General features: G+C 73.2%; 21 protein-coding genes and 1 pseudogene. 12 read left to right on the top strand and 10 right to left on the bottom strand.

Annotation, left to right across the window (positions count from 1 at the left end):
• Positions 1–126 precede the first annotated feature (126 nt).
• From MOJ79_RS17365 to MOJ79_RS17355, 3 genes are all read right to left on the bottom strand, one after another.
• Complete coding sequence (locus tag MOJ79_RS17365; protein WP_241925285.1) at positions 127–1,287, bottom strand: acyl-CoA dehydrogenase family protein; 1,161 nt, start codon at positions 1,285–1,287, stop codon at positions 127–129.
• Positions 1,288–1,294: 7 nt separating this feature from the next.
• The gene (locus MOJ79_RS17360; protein WP_241925284.1) at positions 1,295–2,170 is read right to left on the bottom strand and encodes a tripartite tricarboxylate transporter substrate binding protein; all 876 of its coding nucleotides are present in this window, start codon (positions 2,168–2,170) and stop codon (positions 1,295–1,297) included.
• Between the two features lie 216 nt (positions 2,171–2,386).
• The gene (locus tag MOJ79_RS17355) at positions 2,387–2,878 is read right to left on the bottom strand and encodes an AMP-binding enzyme (protein WP_241925283.1); all 492 of its coding nucleotides are present in this window, start codon (positions 2,876–2,878) and stop codon (positions 2,387–2,389) included.
• Here MOJ79_RS17355 and MOJ79_RS17350 point away from each other — a divergent pair.
• Positions 2,877–3,149: a hypothetical protein gene (locus tag MOJ79_RS17350; protein ID WP_241925282.1), complete on the top strand. Its 273-nt coding sequence runs from the start codon at positions 2,877–2,879 to the stop codon at positions 3,147–3,149. The genes MOJ79_RS17355 and MOJ79_RS17350 overlap by 2 nt on opposite strands.
• A gap of 79 nt (positions 3,150–3,228) precedes the next feature.
• On the opposite strand, the gene MOJ79_RS17345 is transcribed toward MOJ79_RS17350, so the two are convergent.
• Positions 3,229–3,753: a gamma carbonic anhydrase family protein gene (locus MOJ79_RS17345; RefSeq protein ID WP_241925281.1), complete on the bottom strand. Its 525-nt coding sequence runs from the start codon at positions 3,751–3,753 to the stop codon at positions 3,229–3,231.
• A gap of 38 nt (positions 3,754–3,791) precedes the next feature.
• Here MOJ79_RS17345 and MOJ79_RS17340 point away from each other — a divergent pair, with 38 nt between their 5' ends.
• A complete protein-coding gene (locus tag MOJ79_RS17340) occupies positions 3,792–4,580 on the top strand; it encodes a ferritin-like domain-containing protein (RefSeq protein WP_241925280.1) in 789 nt (262 codons plus the stop codon).
• Between the two features lie 20 nt (positions 4,581–4,600).
• Here MOJ79_RS17340 and MOJ79_RS17335 read toward each other — a convergent pair whose 3' ends face one another.
• A complete protein-coding gene (locus MOJ79_RS17335; protein ID WP_241925279.1) occupies positions 4,601–5,515 on the bottom strand; it encodes a LysR family transcriptional regulator in 915 nt (304 codons plus the stop codon).
• Positions 5,516–5,591: 76 nt separating this feature from the next.
• Between MOJ79_RS17335 and MOJ79_RS17330 the strand changes: the two genes are divergently transcribed.
• The 4 genes from MOJ79_RS17330 to MOJ79_RS17315 are packed head-to-tail and all read left to right on the top strand — an operon-like array spanning position 5,592 to position 10,593.
• A complete protein-coding gene (locus tag MOJ79_RS17330; RefSeq protein ID WP_241925278.1) occupies positions 5,592–6,536 on the top strand; it encodes a hydroxymethylglutaryl-CoA lyase in 945 nt (314 codons plus the stop codon).
• The gene (locus tag MOJ79_RS17325; RefSeq protein ID WP_241925277.1) at positions 6,533–7,744 is read left to right on the top strand and encodes a CaiB/BaiF CoA transferase family protein; all 1,212 of its coding nucleotides are present in this window, start codon (positions 6,533–6,535) and stop codon (positions 7,742–7,744) included. The genes MOJ79_RS17330 and MOJ79_RS17325 overlap by 4 nt, the downstream gene beginning before the upstream one ends.
• 18 nt (positions 7,745–7,762) lie before the next feature.
• The gene (locus MOJ79_RS17320; RefSeq protein WP_241925276.1) at positions 7,763–8,719 is read left to right on the top strand and encodes a Bug family tripartite tricarboxylate transporter substrate binding protein; all 957 of its coding nucleotides are present in this window, start codon (positions 7,763–7,765) and stop codon (positions 8,717–8,719) included.
• Between the two features lie 2 nt (positions 8,720–8,721).
• The gene (locus MOJ79_RS17315; RefSeq protein WP_241925275.1) at positions 8,722–10,593 is read left to right on the top strand and encodes an aconitase family protein; all 1,872 of its coding nucleotides are present in this window, start codon (positions 8,722–8,724) and stop codon (positions 10,591–10,593) included.
• A gap of 31 nt (positions 10,594–10,624) precedes the next feature.
• On the opposite strand, the gene MOJ79_RS17310 is transcribed toward MOJ79_RS17315, so the two are convergent.
• The 3 genes from MOJ79_RS17310 to MOJ79_RS17300 form a co-directional block, all read right to left on the bottom strand.
• Positions 10,625–11,398 carry a DUF2189 domain-containing protein gene (locus MOJ79_RS17310; RefSeq protein WP_241925274.1) on the bottom strand — a complete coding sequence of 258 codons (774 nt, stop codon included), beginning with the start codon at positions 11,396–11,398 and terminating at the stop codon, positions 10,625–10,627.
• Between the two features lie 123 nt (positions 11,399–11,521).
• Positions 11,522–12,442 (bottom strand): site-specific tyrosine recombinase XerD, encoded by a 921-nt coding sequence (gene xerD / locus MOJ79_RS17305; protein ID WP_241925273.1) that lies wholly within the window; start codon positions 12,440–12,442, stop codon positions 11,522–11,524.
• Between the two features lie 46 nt (positions 12,443–12,488).
• Positions 12,489–13,475: a tripartite tricarboxylate transporter substrate binding protein BugE gene (locus tag MOJ79_RS17300; protein ID WP_241925272.1), complete on the bottom strand. Its 987-nt coding sequence runs from the start codon at positions 13,473–13,475 to the stop codon at positions 12,489–12,491.
• A 183-nt stretch (positions 13,476–13,658) separates the two neighbouring features.
• Here MOJ79_RS17300 and MOJ79_RS17295 point away from each other — a divergent pair, with 183 nt between their 5' ends.
• The gene (locus MOJ79_RS17295; RefSeq protein ID WP_442863143.1) at positions 13,659–14,570 is read left to right on the top strand and encodes an AEC family transporter; all 912 of its coding nucleotides are present in this window, start codon (positions 13,659–13,661) and stop codon (positions 14,568–14,570) included.
• Here the strand turns inward: MOJ79_RS17295 and queG are convergent.
• On the bottom strand, positions 14,539–15,693 hold the full coding sequence (gene queG, locus MOJ79_RS17290) for a tRNA epoxyqueuosine(34) reductase QueG (RefSeq protein ID WP_241925271.1): 1,155 nt from the start codon (positions 15,691–15,693) through the stop codon (positions 14,539–14,541). The genes MOJ79_RS17295 and queG overlap by 32 nt on opposite strands.
• Here queG and tsaE point away from each other — a divergent pair.
• Positions 15,679–16,170, top strand: coding sequence for a tRNA (adenosine(37)-N6)-threonylcarbamoyltransferase complex ATPase subunit type 1 TsaE (tsaE, locus tag MOJ79_RS17285; protein ID WP_241925270.1), 492 nt, complete (start codon positions 15,679–15,681; stop codon positions 16,168–16,170). The two genes, queG and tsaE, sit on opposite strands and share 15 nt — an antisense overlap.
• Entirely contained in the window at positions 16,167–17,540 is a 1,374-nt protein-coding gene (locus MOJ79_RS17280) for an N-acetylmuramoyl-L-alanine amidase (RefSeq protein ID WP_241925269.1), read from the top strand. Before tsaE ends, MOJ79_RS17280 begins: the two co-directional genes overlap by 4 nt.
• A gap of 6 nt (positions 17,541–17,546) precedes the next feature.
• Here the strand turns inward: MOJ79_RS17280 and MOJ79_RS17275 are convergent, their stop codons facing one another.
• Positions 17,547–18,209: a VTT domain-containing protein gene (locus MOJ79_RS17275; RefSeq protein WP_241925268.1), complete on the bottom strand. Its 663-nt coding sequence runs from the start codon at positions 18,207–18,209 to the stop codon at positions 17,547–17,549.
• A 39-nt stretch (positions 18,210–18,248) separates the two neighbouring features.
• Here MOJ79_RS17275 and mutL point away from each other — a divergent pair, with 39 nt between their 5' ends.
• From mutL to MOJ79_RS17260, 3 genes and pseudogenes are all read left to right on the top strand, one after another.
• Positions 18,249–20,060 (top strand): DNA mismatch repair endonuclease MutL, encoded by a 1,812-nt coding sequence (mutL, locus tag MOJ79_RS17270; protein WP_241925267.1) that lies wholly within the window; start codon positions 18,249–18,251, stop codon positions 20,058–20,060.
• Between the two features lie 82 nt (positions 20,061–20,142).
• A complete protein-coding gene (locus MOJ79_RS17265) occupies positions 20,143–21,051 on the top strand; it encodes an alpha/beta hydrolase (protein WP_241925266.1) in 909 nt (302 codons plus the stop codon).
• 27 nt (positions 21,052–21,078) lie between these two features.
• Positions 21,079–21,299: pseudogene (locus MOJ79_RS17260) on the top strand (pseudouridine synthase); the annotation flags it as partial.

Below are 21,299 nucleotides of genomic sequence, written 5' to 3'. Positions count from 1 at the left end.
GTTCCTGGCAGTACGCGTGCGCGGCGTCGCGCACCGCGCGCTCGTCGGCGCTCAGCTGCGCATCGAGCAGCAGCGGGTCGTCCCAGTGGAATCGGGCGTGGGTCGTCGCCATCGGGGCTCCTCGGTTCAGTCGTGGCGTGTCAGTTCGCGCGCGATGACGATCTGCTGGATCTGCGACGCGCCTTCGTACAGGCGCAGCAGCCGCACGTCGCGGTAGAAGCGCTCGACCGGGTACTCGTTGATGTAGCCGGCGCCGCCGTGCACCTGCACGCCGCGGTCGGCCACCCGGCCGGCCATCTCGGTGCAGAACAGCTTGGCGCACGACACGAGCATCGAGACTTCGGGGTCGGACACGTGCGGCGGCTTGGCGTCGAAGCGCCGCGCGACGTCTTGCACCAGCGCCCAGCCGGCGCGCAGCTCGGCCTGGCTGTCGGCGAGCATCGCCTGGATCAGCTGGAAGTCGGCGAGCGGCTTGCCGAACTGCCGGCGTTCGCGCGCGTAGCGCACCGACTCGTCGAGCACGCGCTGCGCGATGCCGCAGGCCACCGCCGAGATGTTGAGCCGCCCGCGGTCGAGCACCTTCATCGCCGTCTTGAAGCCGCGGCCGGCCACGCCGCCGATGATGTTGGCGGCCGGCACGCGCACGTTCTCGAGGATCACGTCGCACGTCATCGTGCCACGCTGCCCCATCTTGCGGTCTTTCTTGCCGAGCGTGATGCCCGGCAGGTCGGCCGGCACGATGAAGGCCGACACGCCCGCCGCGCCGGGCCCGCCAGTGCGCGCCATCAGCGTGAAGGCGCCGGCGCGCGGCGCGTTCGTGATGTAGCGCTTGGTGCCGTTGAGGACGTAGTGGTCGCCGTCGGGCCGCGCGGTCGTCTTCAGCGACGCGGCGTCCGACCCGGCGTCGGGCTCGGTCAGCGCGAACGACATCACCAGCTCGCCGCTGGCCACGCGCGGCAGGTACTGCGCCTTCTGCTCGGGCGTGCCGTCCATCAGGATGCCCTGCGAGCCGATGCCGATGTTGGTGCCGAACACCGAACGGAACGCCGGCGCGGTGCGCCCGAGTTCGAAGTTGACCTTCACCTCCTGCGCCACCGACAGGCCGATGCCGCCGTATTCCTCGGGCACCGTGAGGCCGAACAGGCCCATCGCCTTCATCTCGTCGACGATCGCGGGCGGCACCTCGTCGTGCTCCTCGAGGTGGTTCTCGGCCGGGATCAGCCGCTCGCGCACGAAGCGCTGCACCGTGGCGAGCAGGATGTCGAACGACTCGTTGTCGAGCGCCATGGTCCGCTCACTCGAGGACGATCTTGCGGTCGCGGATCAGCGCCGACAGCGTCTTGCCTTCGTCGGCGAGCAGCTTGCGGAACGCCGCGTTCTCGAGCGCGACGGGCTCGGCACCGAGGCTGTTGAAGCGCTCCTTCAGCGTCGGGCTCGCGAGCGCCTTGGCGATCTCGCGCGACAGCCGCTCGGCGACCGGCGCCGGCAGGTTGTTCGGCGACCACACGCCGAACCAGATGTCGAGGCTCGCGTTCTTGATGCCCAGGTCCGCATAGGTCGGCGCCTCGGGGAAGAACGGCGACTTGCGCTCGCTCGCGACGGCCAGCAGCTTGACCCTGCCGCTCCTGATGTGCGGGAACGCGATGCCCGGATCGAACACGAAGTCGGCGTGGCCCGCCATCACGTCCTGCAGCGCGGGCGCCGAACCGCGGTACGGCACGTGCGTCACGAAGGTGGCGGTGCTCTGCTTGAAGAGTTCGCCGGCCAGGTGCGGCGGCGTGCCGGTGCCCGCCGACGCATAGGTCAGCTTGCCCGGCTGCGCCTTGGCCTGCGCGATGAGCTCCTTCAGGTCCTGGGCCTCGATCGTCGGGCGCGCGACGACGTACATCTGCATGCGCCCGATGCCCATCACCGGCGACAGGTCGCGCGAAGGCAGCAGCTCGGACTTGAACAGGTACGGGTTGGCCGTCTCGACCGACGTCGGCGCGACGAGGATCGTGTAGCCGTCGGGTGCGGCGCGCGCGACTTCGGCGGCGCTGACGTTGCCGCTGGCACCCGGCTTGTTGTCGACGATGAAGGTCTGTCCGGTCGACTCGGTCATCGCCTGCGCGAGCGCGCGTGCCATCACGTCGGTGCCGCCGCCGGGCGCGAAGCCGACGACCAGCCGCACGGGCTTGGACGGCCAGGCCCCCGTCTGGGCGGCTGCCGGCAGCGCGGCGGCGGCCAGCAGCGCAGCGGTGCAGACCGCGAGCGCGCGGCGCGAGAGGGTGCGTGAGGGGCGGTGAGGATCGGATGCATCGAAGTCTCCTGAAGCGTTGGCGAACGGCCGACGGGGCAGTCTGGGTTCACTCGGCCGTCGGCGCACGAGTGGGCATCGGTGGGGCGTCTACGAGCGCCGTGCGGCGCGAATCGCGTGCACGGATTCGGGGTTGACGAGCGTGCTGAGGTCGCCCGGCTCCTCGCCGAGCCAGACGGCGCGCACGACGCGGCGCATCGCCTTCATGTTGCGCGTGCGCGGCAGGTCGGCCACGAACACGACGTCGGCCGGCTTGAACGCGCCGCCGAGGCCCGAGACGACGGCGGCCGAGAGCGCCTTCGCCGCGGCGTCGCGGTCGATGCCCTCGCGCGGCACGCACACGCACACCACCGCCGTGCCCTTGACGGGATCGGGCACGCCGATGGCCATCGCGTCGAGCAGCAGGCCGGTGCCCATCAGCAGCGCCTCGATCTCGGCCGGGCCGGTGCGCTTGCCAGCGATCTTCAGCGTGTCGTCGGAGCGGCCGTGCACGTACCACATGCCGTCGGCGTCGCGGCTCGCGAAGTCGCCGTGCACCCACAGGTTTGGCAGGCGCGACCTGTCGGGGCTGATCAGCCGCATGGAGCGCGACGGCCACGTCGCGATCGCCCCCGACCCGCGCGACCGGCGCTCACGCGTCGTGACGATGACCGACTCCGGCCGCCACGTCTGGCACGACCTGGCGCTGCCGAAGATCCACGCGTATTACGCGCAGGTGCTCGAGGACTTCTCGACCAACGACGTCACGCACGCGCTGCACTACCTGCTGAAGATGCTCGACAGCATGAAGCGCATCGACGAGGCCGACCGCGACGGCGCCGACGAGGCCGCCGTCGACACTGCCGAGGCGTGAGCAGGGCCCAGGAGGGAGCGAGCGCGCGCCGACGATGGCCGCACGACGGTCGACGAACGACCGCGCGCCGTTGCGGCACTCAGCCGATGCGCGTCAACGCCTCGCGGTGGTGCGCCGCCTTCCCGACGTAGCCCGCGGCGCTGCGCAGGATCGCCGCGCGCTGCTCGGGGCTCACGGTGCGCACCACCTTGGCCGGCGCACCGAGGATCAGCGAGTGGTCGGGGAATTCCTTGTCCTCGGTGACGACGGCGCCGGCGCCGACGAGGCACCCCTTGCCAATGCGCGCGCGGTTGAGCACGACGGCCTGGATGCCGATCAGCGTGTCGTCGCCGATCGTGCAGCCGTGCAGCATCGCCTGGTGACCCACCGTGACACCGGCACCGATGACGAGCGGGCAGCCCGGGTCGGTGTGCAGCACGCAGCCGTCCTGCACGTTGCTGCGCGCGCCGAGCGTGATCCAGTCGTTGTCGCCGCGCAGCACGGCGCCGTACCACACGCTCGCCTCGTCGAGCAGCTGCACGCGGCCGATGACCGCCGCGTTGTCGGCCACCCAGGCGCTGGGGGCGATAAGGGGCACGTCGTCCCCGAGCTGGTAGATCGCCAAGGCGGCCTCCGCACAGTCCCGATGCGATCATTCTAGGAATGGAACTGCGCACCCACGCCCTGCACGTGCTGCGGCTCGCCGACCCGGCCGCGAAGGTCGCGGCGATGCGGGCGCTGTGGCAAGCCGCCGTCGAGGGCGCGCCGCTCGAGCCGTCCGCCGCCATCGACGAGCCCGCCGGCGTGCCGGGCCGCCCGCCCCGCCCCGCGCTCGTCGCGCCGGCGCGCGTGCCGCAGCGCTCGGTGCACACGGCGGCTGGCCGCGCGGCGCTGCTGCACGCGATCGCGCACATCGAGTTCAACGCGATCAACCTCGCGCTCGACGCCGTGTGGCGCTTCGCCGGCCTGCCACCCGACTTCTACCGCGACTGGCTGCGCGTCGCTGCCGAGGAGGCGCATCACTTCACGCTGCTCGCCGAGCATCTGGCCACGCTCGGCCACGCCTACGGCGACTTCGACGCGCACGACGGCTTGTGGGCGATGGCCGAGAAGACCAAGGGCGACTTCACCGCGCGCATGGCGCTCGTGCCGCGCACGCTGGAAGCGCGCGGGCTCGATGCGACGCCGGCGATCCAGCGCAAGCTCGCGCAGGCCGGCGACGCGCGCGCCGTCGAGATCCTCGCCGTGATCCTGCGCGACGAAGTCGGCCACGTCGCGATCGGCAACCGCTGGTACCGCTGGGCCTGTGCACGCGACGGGCTCGACCCGCTCGCGCACTACGCGGCGCTGGCCCGGCGCTACGCGGCGCCGCGCCTGAAGCCGCCGTTCAACCTCGAAGCACGGCGCGCGGCGGGGTTCGACGACGACGAGATCGCGGCGCTGGCGCACTGACACAGCGCGGGACGCCGCGATCACTCGGCCACCGACTCGAGCTCCTGCGCCAGCAGCCGCGCTGCAGCCGAGGTGCGCGAGCGCGCGCGCGTCAGCACGACGAACCGCCGTTCGGCCCACGGCTCGGCGAGCGGCACCAGCGCCAGCCGGCCGGCGCCGGCGTGCGGCACCGCCACCTCGCGCGGCAGCACCGCCAGCCCGAGGCCGGCAGCGACGATGCGGCAGGCCGCGTCCATGCTCGACACCTGGATGCGGTGCGTCAGTTCGGCGCCTGCACGTGCGGCTTCGCGGCGCAGCAGCCGGTCCATCAGGCCGCCGGGGGCGACACCGACCGAAGGCTCGGTGAGGATCTCGGCCAGCCGCAGCGATGGACGCCGCGCCAGCGGGTGTGCGGGCGCCATCACGACGCACAAGCGGTCGCGCCGGTACGGCCGCGCGACGAGGTCGGCGATATCGACCTGGTCCCACAGCACGCCCAGGTCGGCCGCGCCGTCGAGCAACGCGCGCACGATGTCGGCGCTGACGCGCTCGTCGAGACTCACGCGCAGCCGCGGGTGCTGTGCGATGAAGCGGCCGATGTCGTCGGGCAGCTTTTCGGCCAGCACCGACGGGCTGGCCAGCACGCGCACGCTGCCCTGCACGCCCTCGGCGAACTCGCCGAGTTCGGCGCGGGCGCGCTGCATCGCGGCCAGCACCTCGCGTGCGCGCGCCAGCAGCGCCTCGCCGGCCGGCGTCGGCACCACGCCGCGGGCATGGCGCACGAGCAGCGCGGTGCCCAGCTCGGCTTCCAGCGCGCCGAGGCGCTTGCTCAACGCCGAGGCCACCATCGCCTCGCGCACGGCAGCACGCGCGACGCTGCCTTCTTCACAGACGGCGACGAACAGCTTCAGCGACACCGGATCGAGCGGGCGCGACGCAGGCACTGGACGGTTCATGGCGTTCCGAATTGGAACGTCGGGCGTGAGAAATCGCCATTAGAAGATTCCACCGGGAACGCCTAAAGTGCCGCCCATGGTCACTTCTCCCCCTGCCCAAGCCGCCGTGTCGGTGCGCGAGGTCGGCCTGCGCGACGGGCTGCAGAGCATCGCGCGCACCCTGCCGACGGCTCGCAAGATCGAGTGGCTGCGCGCGCTGCACGCCGCCGGCGTGCGCGAGGCCGAGGTCGGTTCCTTCGTGCCGGCGCGGCTGCTGCCGCAGCTGGCCGACACCGCCGAGGTGGTGGCCTTCGCGCGCACGCTGCCGGGGCTCGTGACTTCGGTGCTCGTGCCCAACCTGAAGGGCGCGCAGGCCGCACTGGACAGCGGCGCCGACGCGATGCTGCTGCCGCTGTCGGCAAGCCACGCGCACAGCGTGGCCAACCTGCGCAAGACGCCTGACGAGGTGGTCGCCGAGATCGGCCGCATCCGCGCGCTGCGCGATGCGTCGGGGTCGAAGTGCCTGATCGAGGTCGGCATCAGCACGGCGTTCGGCTGCACGATCCAGGGTCGCGTCGACGAAGCCGAGGTGGTGCGCCTGGTGCAGGCGGCACTCGACGCCGGTGCCGAGCGAGTGGGCCTGGCCGACACCGTGGGCTACGCCGACCCGCTGCAGGTGGCGCGGCTGTTCGAACGATGCTTCGCCGTGGCTGGCGATCGCCTGGCCTGCGGCCACTTCCACGACACGCGCGGCCTGGGGCTGGCCAACGTCTACGCCGCGTGGCAGGCGGGCGTGCGCCGCTTCGACGCCTGCCTCGGTGGCATCGGCGGGTGTCCGCACGCGCCAGGCGCCAGCGGCAACGTCGCGACCGAAGACCTGGCCTACCTCTTCGCCAGCATGGGCGTGCCGACCGGTTTGGATTTCGCCGCGCTGATCGCGCTGCGCGGTCGGCTCGCGGGTTGGCTGGACGGCGAGCCGCTGCACGGCCACGTCTGGCGCGCCGGGCTGCCGAAGACGCTGCGCGGGGAGGCGCGGGCATGACCGCCGCGCCGCCGCTGAACGCCGCCCCCCAGCCCTTGGCCGGGCTGCGCGTGGTCGAGTTCACCCACATGGTGATGGGTCCGACCTGCGGCATGGTGCTGGCCGACCTCGGCGCCGAGGTGATCAAGGTCGAGCCGATCGACGGCGAAGGCACGCGCCAGCTGCTCGGCGCCGGCGCCGGCTTCTTCCCGATGTTCAACCGCAACAAGAAGAGCATCGGCATCGACCTGCGCAAACGCGAGGGTGTCGAAGTCGCACGCCGGCTGGCGGCCAGCGCCGACGTCGTGGCCGAGAACTTCAAGCCCGGCGCGCTGGCGAAGTACGGCCTCGACTACGCAAGTCTCGCGGCCGTCAACGACCGGCTGATCTACGTCAGCCACAAGGGGTTCCTGCCCGGCCCGTACGAGCACCGCACCGCGCTCGACGAAGTCGTGCAGATGATGGGCGGGCTGGCCTACATGACGGGCCGCCCGGGCGACCCGCTGCGCGCGGGCACCAGCGTCAACGACATCATGGGCGGCCTGTTCGGCGCGATCGGCGCCTTGGGCGCGCTGATCCAGCGCGGCATCACCGGCCGCGGCATGGAAGTGCAAAGCGCGCTGTTCGAGAACAACGTGTTCCTGATGGGACAGCACATGCTGCAGTACGCGATGACCGGCCAGCACCCGAAGCCGATGCCGGCGCGCGACAACCCGTGGGCCGTGTACGACGTCTTCACGGTGAAAGACGGCGAGCAGATCTTCCTGGCCGCAGTGAGCGACGCGCAGTGGCAGACCTTCTGCAACGCACTGGGCTTCGACGACCTGAAGGCCGACCCCACGCTGCAGACCAACAACGACCGCGTCCGGCAGCGCCCGCGGCTGCTGGCCACGCTGCGCGAGCGCCTGGCCAGCCGCAGCGCCGCCGAGCTGGCCGCGCTGTTCGAGCGCCACGGCCTGCCCTTCGCCCCGATCCGCCGCCCCGAGGACCTCCTCGACGACCCGCACCTGCAAGCCACCGGCGGCCTGGCCGACGTCGCGCTGCCCGATGGCGCCGACGCCGGCCGCAAGGTCAAGGCCCCGCTGTTGCCGGTCACGCTGGCCGGTGCGCGCCTTCCGGTGCGGCTGCAGCCACCGCGCCTGGGCGCGCACACGCGCGAACTGCTCACCGGGCTGGGCTACACCGAGGCACAGATCGACGCGTTCCGCAACCAGGCCGTGGTGGCCTGAACCCAGGAGACACAACCGATGACGACGCTGACCCGACGCGCGCTGCTGGCTGCGACCACGCTGGCGCTGGCCACCCCTGCCTTCGCGCAGGAGAAGGTGATCCGCTTCATCCTGCCCAACGCCACGGGCTCCGGCGTCGATGCGATCACGCGCGCAGCCCAACCCGCGCTCGCAAAGGCACTCGGGCATCCGATCGTCGTCGACAACCAGCCCGGCGCCGGCGGCATCGTCGGGCTGCAGGCGCTGGCGCGCTCGCCGGCCGACGGCTTCGCGCTCAGCGTCGTGTCGAACAACGTCGTGATCTTCCCGAGCGTGCTCAAGAACCTGCCGTTCGCGATGCCCGACGATTTCACGCCGATCGCGGTGGTCGGCTACACGCCGGTCGTACTGGTCGTCAACGCGAAAGTGCCGGCGAACAACGCGGCCGAGCTCGTCGCGCTGCTGAAGCAGAAGAACGGCGAGCTGAACTACGCCTCCGGTGGCAATGGCACGATCCTGCACCTGGCCACCGAGATGTTCCTCGACGCCACCGGCACGAAGGCCCGGCACATCCCGTACAAGGGCGTGGGGCCGATGCTGACCGACCTGATCGGCGGGCAGGTCGAGTTCGCCACCGCGGCGCTGCCCAGCGTGCAGCAGCACCTGAAGACCGGCGCGCTGAAGGCGATCGGCGTGGCCACCGCGCAGCGCGTGCCCGCCGCGCCCGAGATCCCGAACTTCAGAGAGCAGGGTATCGACTACCAGGTCGAGGCGTGGTTCGCGGTGGTCGGCCCCAAGGGCCTGCCCGCGGCGGAAGTGCAGCGCGTGCACGCCGCCGTCACGGCCGCCTTCAACGACCCCGCCGTCAAGGACGCGATGGCCAGGCAAGGCAACGTGATCAACATCCTGCCGGCCGACCAGGCAATGCCGTTCTTCCGCAGCGAGATGGCCAAGTACGCCGCGCTGGTCAAGAAGGCCGGCGTCGAGGCGCAGTAGCCGTGCGGGTCCTGTACCTGTGCGCCGACCCGGCGCAGGTACGGGCCCAGCTCGCCGGCGCGCGGCTCACCCGCGGCGACGCCGGGCCGCTGCGCGACGACGTCTCGACCGACGAGATCTCGCCGCTGGCATCGATGGTGCATTTCGACGCCACGCTGGGGCGCCACGCGCACACCGGCTTCACCGCCGGCGGCGAACGGCCGATCGGCCTCGACGCGCTGCGCAATGCCGGCATCGAGATCCTCGTCGGCGGCCGACGCTACGGCAAGGGCAGCTCACGCGAGCACAGCCCGCTGGCGGAGCTCTCGGCCGGCGTGCGCATCGTGTTCGCCGAGAGCTTCGAGCGCATCTACCGCCAGAACGCCGACAACCTCGGACTGTGGACGAGCACCGACTTCGCGCTGCTCGAGCGCATCGAGCGCGGCGAGCCCGTCGGCGTCGACGACCTGCTGGCCGACCGCGACGCGCAGGCCGCCGCGATCCTGCGCGCCGGCGGGCTGCTGGCGTTCACGCCGGCGCCCTGCGCGCCCGAACCCGACGGCGACCGGCCACTCACGCTGTTCGAGAAGATCGTCCGGCGCCACCGCAGCGCCGAGGGCTTCGTGCGCGCCGACCTTCGCTTCGTCCACGAGTACTACACCGGCATGTGTGCGCACCTGCTGGCGCGGCGCTTCGGCGACGCGCCGGTGCTGCACGACCCGGCGAGCATCGTCTGCTTCGAGGACCACCTGACGTACGCGCACCGCAGCCCGCTGCACCAGTCGCAGGATCTGGCCAGCGGCGTGCGGCGCCTATCGCACGCGCACCGCGACTTCGTCGCACGGCACGGCCTCGTCGACCACGGCGTGCTGCCCGGCGGCGAAGGCTCGCAGGGCATCTCGCACGCGCTGGTGGCCGAGCGTTACGCGCGGCCGGGCGAGCTGATCGTCGGCACCGACTCGCACACACCGCACAGCGGCGCGCTCGGCTGCGTGGCCTTCGGCGTCGGCAGCACCGAGATGGCGTTCGCCCTCGTCACCGGCCAGGTGCGGCTCGGCGCACCCGAGGTGCTGCGCGTCGAGGTCGACGGCGTGCTGCCGGCCGGCACGAGCGCGAAGGACCTCGTGCTGCACCTGCTGGCGCTGCCGCGCATCCGCGCCGGCGCCGGTGTCGGCCGCGTGTTCGAGTTCGGCGGCTCGGCAGTGCGCGCGCTGTCGACCGACGAACGCGCGACGCTGACCAACATGACGGCCGAACTCGGCGGCTTCACCGGTCTCGTCGAGCCCGACGACGAGACGGTGCGCTTCCTGCGCGAGCGCCGCGGTGTCAACTTCGTACTCGAACCGTGGATGCGCAGCGACCCCGGGGCGACCTATGCCGAGGTGATCCGCGTCGACGCGGCGGCGCTGTCGCCCTGGGTCGCACGGCCCGGCGACCCGGGCCGCGGGCTGCCGCTGGCCGCGCTCCAGGAGCGGCCGCGCGTGGACATCGCCTACGGCGGCTCGTGCACCGCCGGCAAGCGGGAGGATTTCGCGCACTACCACGCGGTGCTGGCCTGGGCATTGGCGCGCGGGCGGCGCGTCGCGCCCCATGTGCGCCTGTACCTGCAGTTCGGCACCACCGACGTGCGCGACTGGTGTGCCGAGCAGGGCTGGCTCGAGACCTTCCGCGCCGCCGGCGCCGAACTGCTGCAGCCGGCCTGCGGCGCCTGCGCCAACTGCGGCCCTGGCGCGTCGACGGCCCCCGATCAGGTGACGGTCAGCGCGATCAACCGCAATTTCCCCGGCCGCTCGGGGCCGGGCCAGGTCTGGCTCGCGAGCCCGGCCACTGTCGCGGCGAGTGCCGTCGCCGGGCAACTGGCATCGTTCGGGGAACTGATGGCCGGCCTGCGCTGAACACTGAGCCGGCCGGCCGCAGGCAGAACGTCTATCCGACAAGGTCGCGGTACGCGTGCCAGCTGGCGAAGGCCAGCCAGGGGAACACGACGACCAGCCCCAGCATCAGCGTCGCGAAGCCCAGCGCGACGAGCAGCGCCAGGCACACAGCCCACACCAGCGCCGCCGCCGCATTGCGCAGGCACACGCGCCAGCTCGTGACGATGGCCGTCACCGGGTCGCTGCCGCGGTGGTAGATCATCGGCGCGGCGACGACGCCACTGGCATACACCGCCAGCGCGAACAGCGCCCCGGCGGCCACGAGCGCGAGCAAGGCGTCACGGTGCGCCGGCACCGTCAGCAGCTCGGCTGCGAAACGCTCGAGCGCCGGCACCTCGCCGCCATACGACAGCGCGAACACGATCGCTGCGACGCGCTCCCACGCGATCAGCGCCAGCGCCAGCACCAGCCCGAACAGTGCCAGCATCGGCAGGTGCGGGCGCGTGGCCACCGCGGCCTGCGACGTCGAGACACGGCCCGTCTCCTCGAGCTGCTGCGCGATCGCGTACAGCCCGACGGCGACGATCGGGGCGACGAGCAGGAAACCGCCGAGCAGCGCCGGCACCAGGTGTGCCGCACCGGTCCAGGCGACGGTCAGCAGGATCCATCCGGCCAGCGCGACGAAGCCGCCGTAGCCCAGCGCCAAACCGGGCTGGCGCACCAGGTCGCGCCAGCCGGCGCGCAGCCACGCGAAGGGACGGTGCCAGGCGACGTCGCGCACCGTCGGAAGCGACGACGAGGGTTCGCGGTGAAGCACGTGTTCCATCTCGACCTCCCTGCAAGGCAAAGACACCGGACATGCGGCACACGCTCCCGCCAAGCCCGGGCGCACGCGTGCCCGCACTGCAGGATTGATCGTAGGCCGCGGCCGCGCGCGGCGCAACGTCGCTCACCCGCGCGGATGATGCTGCGCGTGCAGCTGGCGCAGCCGCTCGCGCGCGACGTGGGTGTAGATCGTCGTCGTGCCGATGTCGGCGTGGCCGAGCAGCATCTGCACCGCCCGCAGGTCGGCGCCGTGGTTGAGCAGGTGCGTCGCGAAGGCATGCCGCAGCGTGTGCGGCGACAGCGGCGCCGTGATGCCGGCCTGCCGTGCGTACTTCTTGACCAGCTGCCAGAACATCTGCCGCGTCATCGGGCCGCCGCGCGCGGTGACGAACAGCGCATCGCTCGCCTGCCCGCCGAGGATCCCGGCGCGCGCGTCCGCCAGGTAGCGCTGCAGCCAGCGCAGCGCCTCGTCGCCGAACGGCACGAGCCGCTCCTTCGCGCCCTTGCCGGTCACGCGCAGCACGCCTTCGGCGAGCGCGACCTGCACGGTGCGGATCGTCACCAGCTCGCTGACGCGCAGGCCGCTGGCGTACATCAGCTCGAGCATCGCGCGGTCGCGCAGGCCCAGCGGCTGCGCGACGTCGGGCGCGGCCAGCAGCGCCTCGACCTGCGCTTCCGACAGCGTCTTCGGCACGCGCAGCGGCTGCCTGGCGGCGAGCAGCTTGAGCGTCGGGTCGGCAGCGATGCGCCGCTCGCGCAGTGCCCAGCGGAAGTAGCGCTTGAACACCGTCAGCCGGCGGTTGGCCGTGGTGGCGCGGGACTGCGCGTGGCGCGCGGCCATGTAGGCGAACAGGTCGCTCTCGCGCGTGTCGTCGAGCGCGCGCGCGCCCGGCTGCTGCGCGAGCCAGCGCGCGTACAGCGCGAGGTCGCGCCGGTACGCGGCCAGCGTCTGCGCGGCCAGGCCGTCCTCGAGCCACACGGCGTCGAGGAACGCGTCGATCGCGGCCTGGCTGGCCGCGGGCAGGTCGGGTGACGTCGGGGCCATGAAAAAGGCCACCCGCAGGTGGCCGGGCAAAGGTCGCGGTGCAGGCTCAGTCGAGCTTGAGGCCCTGCTTCCTGACGACTTCCTTGTACACCGCCAGCTCGGCCCTGATCTGCTCGGCGAACTGCTCGGGCGTGTTGCCGACGATGATCGAGCCGGTGTCCTCGATGCGCTTGCGCACGTCGGCGTCCTGCAGCACCGTCCTGACGGCGGCGTTGACGCGGTCGACGACGGCGCGCGGCGTGCCCTTGGGTGCGAGGATGCCGTAGTACGCCATGCGGTTGACCGGCTCCAGGCCGACTTCCTTGAACGTCGGCACGTTGGGCATCGCCGCCAGCCGCTGCGGCGCGGCGACGACGATCGGCACCAGCTTGCCGTCCTTGATGAAGGGCAGCGCCGACGGCACGTTGTCGAAGATGATCGGCACCTGCCCCGCCACCGTGTCCTGCAGCGCCGGGCCGGCGCCGCGGTACGGGATGTGCGTCATGAAGGTGCCGGTCAGGCTCTTGAACAGCTCGGTCTGCAGGTGCCCGATGCCACCGGTGCCCGAGCTCGCGTAGCTGTACTTGCCGGGGTTCTTCTTCAGCACCTCGAGGAAGGTCTTGTAGTCCTTCGCCGGGAACGACGGGTGCACCGCGATGACGTTGGGCGTCGCGGCGATGTTGATGATCGCGACCATGTCGGTCAGCGGGTCGTACGAGATCTTCGGGTTGATCGCCGGGTTGGCCGCCGTCGTCGACACGGTGGCCATGCCGAGCACGTGGCCGTCGGGCGCGGCCTTGACCATCTCCATCGCGCCGATCACACCGCCGCCGCCGGCCTTGTTCTCGACGAGCACCTGCTGGCCCAGCGTCGCGCCGAGCTTGTCGGCGACGATGCGCGCGATGATGTCGGTCGTGCCGCCGGGCGCGAACGGCACGATCAGCCGCACCGGCTTGGTCGGGTAGGCCTGCGCCCACGCGGGCGAGGCGGCGAGCGAAGCGGCCGCCACGAGGCTCAGGGCCGCCAGGGTCTTCAGGGTCTGTCGCTTGGACATGCGGGGAATCTCCGGAATCGAGGCCAGGTCGACGCGCCGGCTGGCACGGTGAACGCCGATTGTGACTGCGCCCCGCGCCGCCGGTTCGCGCGCGCGGCCTAGCGATGACCCTAAGACACGCCCCGGCCAGCCGCGGCGCGCGCGCCGCGGGCGTCCGCGGCGGCGGCTGGCACACTGCCGGGCGTGGACCTGGCCTGGCTGCTGCTGCCCGACTTCGTGCTGATCGCGTGCGGCTTCCTGATCTGCCGCTACACCGTGCTCGACCGCCCGGTGTGGGAGGCTGCCGAGCGGCTCGTGTACTACCTGCTGTTCCCGGTGCTGCTGTTCGGCGCCATCGTGCGCAACCCGCTGCAGCCCACGTCGATGGCCGCACTGTCGGGCAGCGGGCTCGCGGTGGTCGGCGCGGGCATCGTGCTCGCCTACGCGCTGCGCGCGTGGCCCGGCGTCGACGCGCGCGCACACGCGGCCGGCGCGCAGACGGCGTTTCGCTTCAACTCGTACGTCGCACTGGCACTCGCCGAGCGCCTGGGCGGTGCGCCCGCGGTGGCGGCGATCGCGGTGCTGGTGTCGGTGTGCGTGCCGCTGTGCAACGTCGCCGCGGTGTGGCCGCTCGCGCGCCACGGCGGGCACGGCTATCTGCGCGAGCTCGTGCGCAACCCGCTGATCGTGGCCACGGTGGCCGGGCTGGCGGGCAACCTGATGGGGCTGAAGCTGCCCGAAGTCGTCGGCACGACGCTGCACCGCATCGGCGCGGCCGCGCTGCCGCTCGGGCTGATGGCCGTTGGCGCGGGGCTGCGCGTGGGCGCCTTGCGCGACGCGCCGAAGCTCGCCGCCGCGCTGCTCGCGATCCGGCACGCGGTGCTGCCGGCGCTGGCGCTGGCGATCGTCGCATGGGCGGTGGACCTGCCGCCGCTGCAGCAGCTCGCGGTGGTCGTGTTCGCCGCGCTGCCCACCGCGTCGAGCGCCTACGTGCTCGCGGCACGGCTCGGCGGGCACGCGAGCTACGTCGCCGGGCTCGTGACGCTGTCGACGCTGCTCGGCATGGCGAGCATCCCGCTCGCGCTCAGCGCGCTGCGCTGGATGCAGCCGCTGTAGGCGCTGCGGCCGCGGGGCGCTGCGCGAGCGCCCACTCGACGTGCTCGCGCACGAGCGGTGTCGCGGCATCGCGCCGCGCGGCGAGCGCGGCGCGCACCGCGTCGGCGGCATCGGTGACGGCGCGCAGCGCGTTGCCCAGCGCGACGGCGACGTTGCGCTGCCAGCGCTCGAAGCCGATGCGCCGGATCGCGCTGCCCTCGGTCGCGCGCAGGAAGCGCGCCTCGTCCCAGGCCCACAGCGTCAGCAGCGTCGGCGCTGCGACGTCATCGCGCACGTCGAAGTCGGGCAGCGTGCTGCGCCGCGCGTACTTGTTCCACGGGCACGCGAGCTGGCAGTCGTCGCAGCCGTAGATGCGGTTGCCGATCAGCGGCCGCAGCTCGGGCGGGATCGGCCCCGGGTGCTCGATCGTCAGGTACGAGATGCAGCGCCGCGCATCGAGCCGGTATGGCGCGACGATCGCGCGCGTCGGGCACGCGTCGAGGCACGCGGTGCAGGTGCCGCAGTGCGCCTCGACGGCCGGCGTCGCGGGCAACGCGAGGTCGACGTAGATCTCGCCGAGGAAGAACATCGAGCCGCCGTCGCGCGCCAGCGCCAGCGTGTGCTTGCCGCGCCAGCCCAGGCCGCTGCGCACCGCGAGCTCGACCTCGAGCACCGGCGCCGAGTCGGTGAACACGCGGTGGCCGAACGGGCCGACGACCTCGGCGAGCCGGTCGGCCAGCCGCTGCAGCCGCGTGCGCAGCACCTTGTGGTAGTCGCGGCCGCGCGCATACAGCGACACCGTCGCGTCGAGCGGGCGCTGCAGACGCTGCGACTCGACCGCCTGCCAGTCGTCGCCGGCGCTCCCGGTACTGCCATCGCGCGTTCGCGGCAGGTAGTCCATGCGCGCCGTGATCACCGACACCGTGCCCGGCACCAGCGCCGCGGGCCGCGCGCGCGTGAGGCCATGGCGCGCCATGTAGGCCATCTCGCCGTGGAAGCCCGCGGCCAGCCACGCCTGCAGCCCCGGCTCGGCGTCGGCGAGGTCGATGCCCGCGACCCCGATCTGTGAGAATCCCAGCGCCCGCGCCCAGGCCTGCAGCTGCGCAAGCAGCGCAGGCCCGTCGACGCCATGACCCTGCCCCATCGGCCGATTCTAGAAACGCGCACCCTCGACTGGCCCGACGAGGCGGCCTGCGCCGCCACCGCCGCCGCGCTCGCCGCGGCACCCGAGCTGCGCGACGCGACGATCGAGCTGCGCGGCGCACTCGGCGCCGGCAAGACGACGTTCGTGCGCCACCTGCTGCGCGCGCTCGGCGTCACGGGGCGCATCAAGAGCCCGACCTATGCGCTGATGGAGCCCTACGAGGTCGACGGTCTGGCGGTGTCGCACTTCGACTTCTACCGCTTCGCCGACCCGCGCGAATGGGTCGACGCCGGGCTGCGCGACGTGTTCGCGGCGCCGGGACTCAAGCTCGTCGAGTGGCCCGAGCAGGCCGCCGGGCTGCTGCCGCCATGCGACCTGCGCATGGAACTCGCGGTGCTCGACGGCGATCGACGCCGCGTGACCGTGCTTGCCCTCAGCCCCCGCGGCCGCGCCCTGCTCGCCGCGCTCGCCGCATGACGCTGCCGCGCCGCCGCGTGCTGCAAGGCGCCGGGGCGCTCGTGCTCGCGTTCGCTGCCACCGGCGCGGCGCACGCGCGCACGATCGTCGCGGTGCGGGTGTGGCCGGCCGACGAGTACACGCGCATCACGCTCGAGTCCGACGGCGCGCTGAGCGCGACGACGCAGCACCTGAGCGCGCCCGACCGGCTCGTGATCGACATCGACGACCTCGAGCTCGACGGGGCGCTGCGCGAGCTCGTCGGCAAGGTCAGCGCCGACGACCCGTTCATCGCCGGCGTGCGCGTGGGCCAGTACCAGCCGCGCGTCGTGCGGCTGGTGATCGACCTCAAGCAGCCGGTGCGTCCGCAGTCGTTCGCGCTCGAGCCGGTGGCCGCGTACCGGCACCGCTTCGTCGTCGACCTGCATCCCACCGTCGAGCCCGACCCGCTGCTCGCGCTGATCCGCGACAAGGAGCGCGCCGAGCAGGCCGCGCGCCAGTCGGTGCAGGACGCGCTCGGCGAGTTCATCGGCCGGCTCGAACGGCCGCGTGCGCCGGGCGCTCCCGCCACGCCGGCGGCGCGCGCCGACGCGCCGGCCGCCGTCGCGTCGGCGCCGGTGCAGGCTCCGGTGCAGACGCCCGCGCCGCCGCACCCCTCGGCCGACGTGCAAAAGAGGATCGATCGCCTGATCGTCGTCGCGATCGACCCCGGCCACGGTGGCGAGGACCCCGGTGCGATCGGCCCCACCGGGCTGCGCGAGAAGGACGTCGTGCTCGCGATCGCGCTGCAGCTGCGCGACCGGCTCAACCGCCAGCCGGGCATGCGCGCGATGCTCACGCGCGACGCCGATTTCTTCGTGCCGCTGCACGAGCGCGTGCGCAAGGCGCGCCGCGTGCAGGCCGACCTGTTCGTCTCGGTGCACGCCGACGCCTTCATGCGCCCCGAGGCGCGCGGCGCGAGCGTCTACGCGCTGAGCACCAACGGCGCGACGAGCGCGGCCGCGCGCTGGATGGCGCAGCGCGAGAACGCGTCGGACCTGGTCGGCGGCATCAACGTGCGCGCCGCCGACGCGCAGGTCATGCGCACGCTGCTCGACATGAGCACGACGGCGCAGATCAAGGACAGCCTGCGCGTCGGTCGCGAGGTGCTCGGCCAGATGGAGCGCGTCGGCGACCTGCACAAGCCGCGCGTCGAGCAGGCGGGCTTCGCGGTGCTCAAGGCGCCCGACATCCCGAGCATCCTCGTCGAGACGGCGTTCATCTCGAACCCCGACGAGGAGCGCAAGCTGCGCGACGCGCGCTACCAGCGCCAGATCGTCGAGGCGGTGGCCACCGGCATCGTGCGCTACTTCGCGAAGAACCCGCCGCTGGCGCGCAACCGCTCGCTGTGACCGCGCTCAGCGCGCGGCCGTGCCTGTGTCGCGCGCGACGCGCCGCGCCTTCCAGCCGCCGGCCACCGCGATCAGGCCCGGCACCAGGATCAGCGCCCAGATGAGCGGGCCCAGGTGCTGTTGCACGAACGGGTGCTGGCCGAATGCGTAGCCCGCGGCGGTCAGCCCGAGCACCCACAGCAGCGCGCCGGCGACGTTGCAGGCCGTGAAGCGGGCGCGCCGCATCGCGGCGACGCCGGCCACGAACGGCGCGAACGTGCGCACGAACGGCATGAAGCGCGCGAGCACCACGGTGATGCCGCCGTGGCGCTCGTAAAAGCCATGCGCGGCGTCGAACGCGCGCCGGTCGAACCAGCGCGAGTGCGCCCAGCCGAACACCCTCGGCCCCAGCGCGCGGCCTGCCGTGTAGTTGACCTGGTCGCCGGCGATGGCCGCGGCCAGCAGCACGCCGGCGGCCAGCGGCCACGACATCGCGCCGGCGCCGGCCAGCGTGCCGGCGACGAACAGCAGCGAGTCGCCGGGCAGGAAGGGCATCACGACGAACCCGGTCTCGACGAAGACGATCGCGAACAGCAGCGCATAGACCCACGCGCCGTGGTCGTGCACGAAGGCGCCGAGGTGGCGGTCGACGTGCAGCACGAAGTCCAGCAGCAGCGGGGCGACGTCCATCGGGCCATTATCGGGGCCGCGCCTAGAATGCGCCGTTCGATGAACGCCCCGCTGCCCGCTCGCCGCCCGATCCGCGAGCTGCCCGACGAGCTGGTCAGCCAGATCGCCGCCGGCGAGGTGATCGAGCGGCCGGCGTCGGTGGTGCGCGAGCTCGTCGACAACGCGCTCGACGCCGGTGCGCGCAGCGTCACGGTGCGGCTCGTCGAAGGCGGCGTGCGCGCCATCGTCGTCGAAGACGACGGCGCCGGCATCCCGGCGGCCGAGCTGCCGCTGGCCGTCAGGCGCCATGCGACGAGCAAGATCGCCAGCCTCGCCGAGCTCGAGCGCGTCGCGACGATGGGCTTTCGCGGCGAGGCACTGGCCGCGATCGCGTCGGTGGCCGAGCTCGTCATCACCAGCCGCGACGGCGAAGCCGCGCACGCACACCGGCTCGACGCGCGCAGCGGCGAACTCGCGCCAGCCGCGCGCGCGGTGGGCACGACGGTGGAGGTGCGCGAGCTGTTCTTCGCGACACCGGCGCGGCGCAAGTTCCTGAAGACGCCGGCCACCGAGTTCGCGCACGCGCTCGACGCGGTGCGCCGCCACGCGCTCGCGCGCCCCGACGTCGCGTTCGCCGTCTGGCACGACGGGCGGCTGGCCGCGCAGTGGCGCGCCGCGAGTACCGCGCAGCGCGTGGCCGACGTCCTCGGCGACGAGTTCGTCGGCTCCAGCCGCGAGTTCGCGCGCGACGCCGGCCCGCTGCAGCTGGCCGGCCGCGTCGGCCTGCCCGAAGCCGCACGCAGCCGCGCCGACTGGCAGTACGTGTTCGTCAACGGCCGCTTCGTGCGCGACCGCCTGATCGCGCACGCGCTGCGCAGCGCCTACGACGACCAGCTGCACGGCAGCCGCCAGCCGGCGTACGTGCTGTTCCTCGCGATCGCCCCCGACCTCGTCGATGCCAACGTGCACCCGACGAAGATCGAGGTGCGCTTCCGCGACGCGCGCGCGGTGCACGAGGCCGTGCGCCGTGCGGTGGCCGACGCGCTCGCGCCGTCGCGCGCGAGCGCCGCGGCTGCGCCCGCGCCGTCGCCTGCCACCGCCGTGGCGCCCGTCGCGCCGACGCACTGGCAGCCCACGCTCGGGCTGCCCGCGTCGTGGACCGCACGCGAGAGCGCGCCGCCCGCTTGGGACGCGTGGCGCGCGGCGGCCCCCGAGGCCGTCGGCCCGACGTCGCCCGGTGCGCGGCCCGCGCCGCCGCCCGCGTCCGAGCCCGGCGACTGGCCGCTGGGCCGCGCGATCGCACAGATCGGCGGCGTCTACGTGCTGGCCGAGAACGCACACGGCCTCGTCGTCGTCGACATGCACGCCGCGCACGAGCGCATCGTCTACGAGCGGCTGAAGGCCGCTGCGGCGGCCGGCGGCCCCGACGCACCGCTGCCGGCACAGCCGCTGCTGATCCCCGTCGTGTTCACGGCGACGCCGGCCGAGGTCGCCACCGCCGAGGCCGAGGCGGCGACGCTCGCCGCGCTCGGCCTCGACGTCGCGCCGCTTTCGGCCTCGACGCTCTCGGTACGCAGCCGCCCGGCCGCGCTGCCCGACGCCGACGTCGCCGAGCTGACGCGCCGCGTGCTCGCCGACCTCGCGCAGGTCGGCGCCAGCCGCGTCGTGCAGCGCGCACGCGACGACCTGCTCGCGACGATGGCCTGCCACGGCGCCGTGCGCGCGAACCGCCGGCTGACGCTCGACGAGATGAACGCGCTGCTGCGCGAGATGGAAGCCACCGAGCGCGCCGACCAGTGCAACCACGGCCGCCCGACCTGGCGCCAGGTGACGCTGAAGGACCTCGACGCGCTGTTCCTGCGCGGGCGCTGAGCCGACCTGCCGCGACGACGGCCCGGCGGTGCGCAACGACCTTGCGCGTGCGTCGGCCACGGCCGATGCGCAGAATCGGCGCATGGCTCACGGCTCCCTCCTTCCGTTGCCGGTGAGGCCGCTGCGCCGGCGGCGGCCGGCGCGCGGCTGGATCCGCGGCGGCCTCGTGCTGCTGCTCGGCGCGTCGCTGCTGGCCGGCTGCGCGACGCTCGACCACAAGCAGCGCGAGTGGGTGTTCCAGCCGAGCAAGACCTCGTGGTCCGGCGCGGCGTGGGCCGCCGAGGGCATGCACGACGTGTGGATCGGCTTCCACTCGCGCGAGGCCGACGCGCCGGTCACGCTGCACGGGCTGTGGCTGCCGCAGGACGACGCCGACGCACCGGTGCTGCTGTACCTGCACGGCGCGCGCTGGGACGTGCGCAGCAGCGCACACCGCATGCGCCGCATGCACGAGCTCGGCTTCGCGGTGCTCGGCATCGACTACCGCGGCTTCGGCCGCAGCACCGACATGCTGCCGTCGGAGACGATGGCCTACGAGGACGCACTCGCCGCGTGGCGCTGGCTCGCGCAGCAGCACCCCCACGCGCGGCGCTACGTGTTCGGGCACTCGCTCGGCGGCGCGATCGCGGTGCACCTGGCCAGCGAGGTCGACGACGCCGCCGGGCTGATCGTCGAGGGCACGTTCACGTCGATCCCCGACGTCGTGCGGACCTTCGAGTGGGGCTGGCTGCCGGTCGGGCCGCTGATCACGCAGCGCTTCGACGCCGCCGCGCGCATCGCGAAGCTGCGCACGCCGGTGCTCGTCGTGCACGGCAGCGCCGACCGCTGGATCCGTCCCGAGCTGGGCCGGGCCCTCTACGAGCGCGCGCCCGAGCCCAAGCGCTGGCTGCTCGTCGAGGGCGGCTCGCACCACAACACGAACGCGGTCGGGCAGCCGCTGTACCGCGAGGCGATCGCCGAGCTGTTCGGCCTCGCGCCGCGCACGCCCTGACGCGCGACGCATGATCCAATGCGGGCGATGAGCGATCGCCCGAAGCTGACGTTGAAGAAAGGCCGCGCGGCGGCGCGCGACGCGCGCCGTGCGCCGGTGCGCGCGGCCACCGCGCCACGGCGCGCTGCGTCGGGCCCGAAAGCGGGCACCGACCGCGACGCGCAGCGCAACCCGCCGCCCCGCAAGCGCGAGAGCGCAGCGGCGCGCACACCGCCGAGCGACCGCGCGGCGCCCGAGCGTCGTGAGCG

It is taken from the genome of Calidifontimicrobium sp. SYSU G02091, from assembly GCF_022631395.1.
Lineage (GTDB): Bacteria > Pseudomonadota > Gammaproteobacteria > Burkholderiales > Burkholderiaceae_C > Calidifontimicrobium > Calidifontimicrobium sediminis.
Note: the sequence above shows the minus strand (reverse complement) of the source record. Positions and strands in the feature narration are given on the sequence as shown.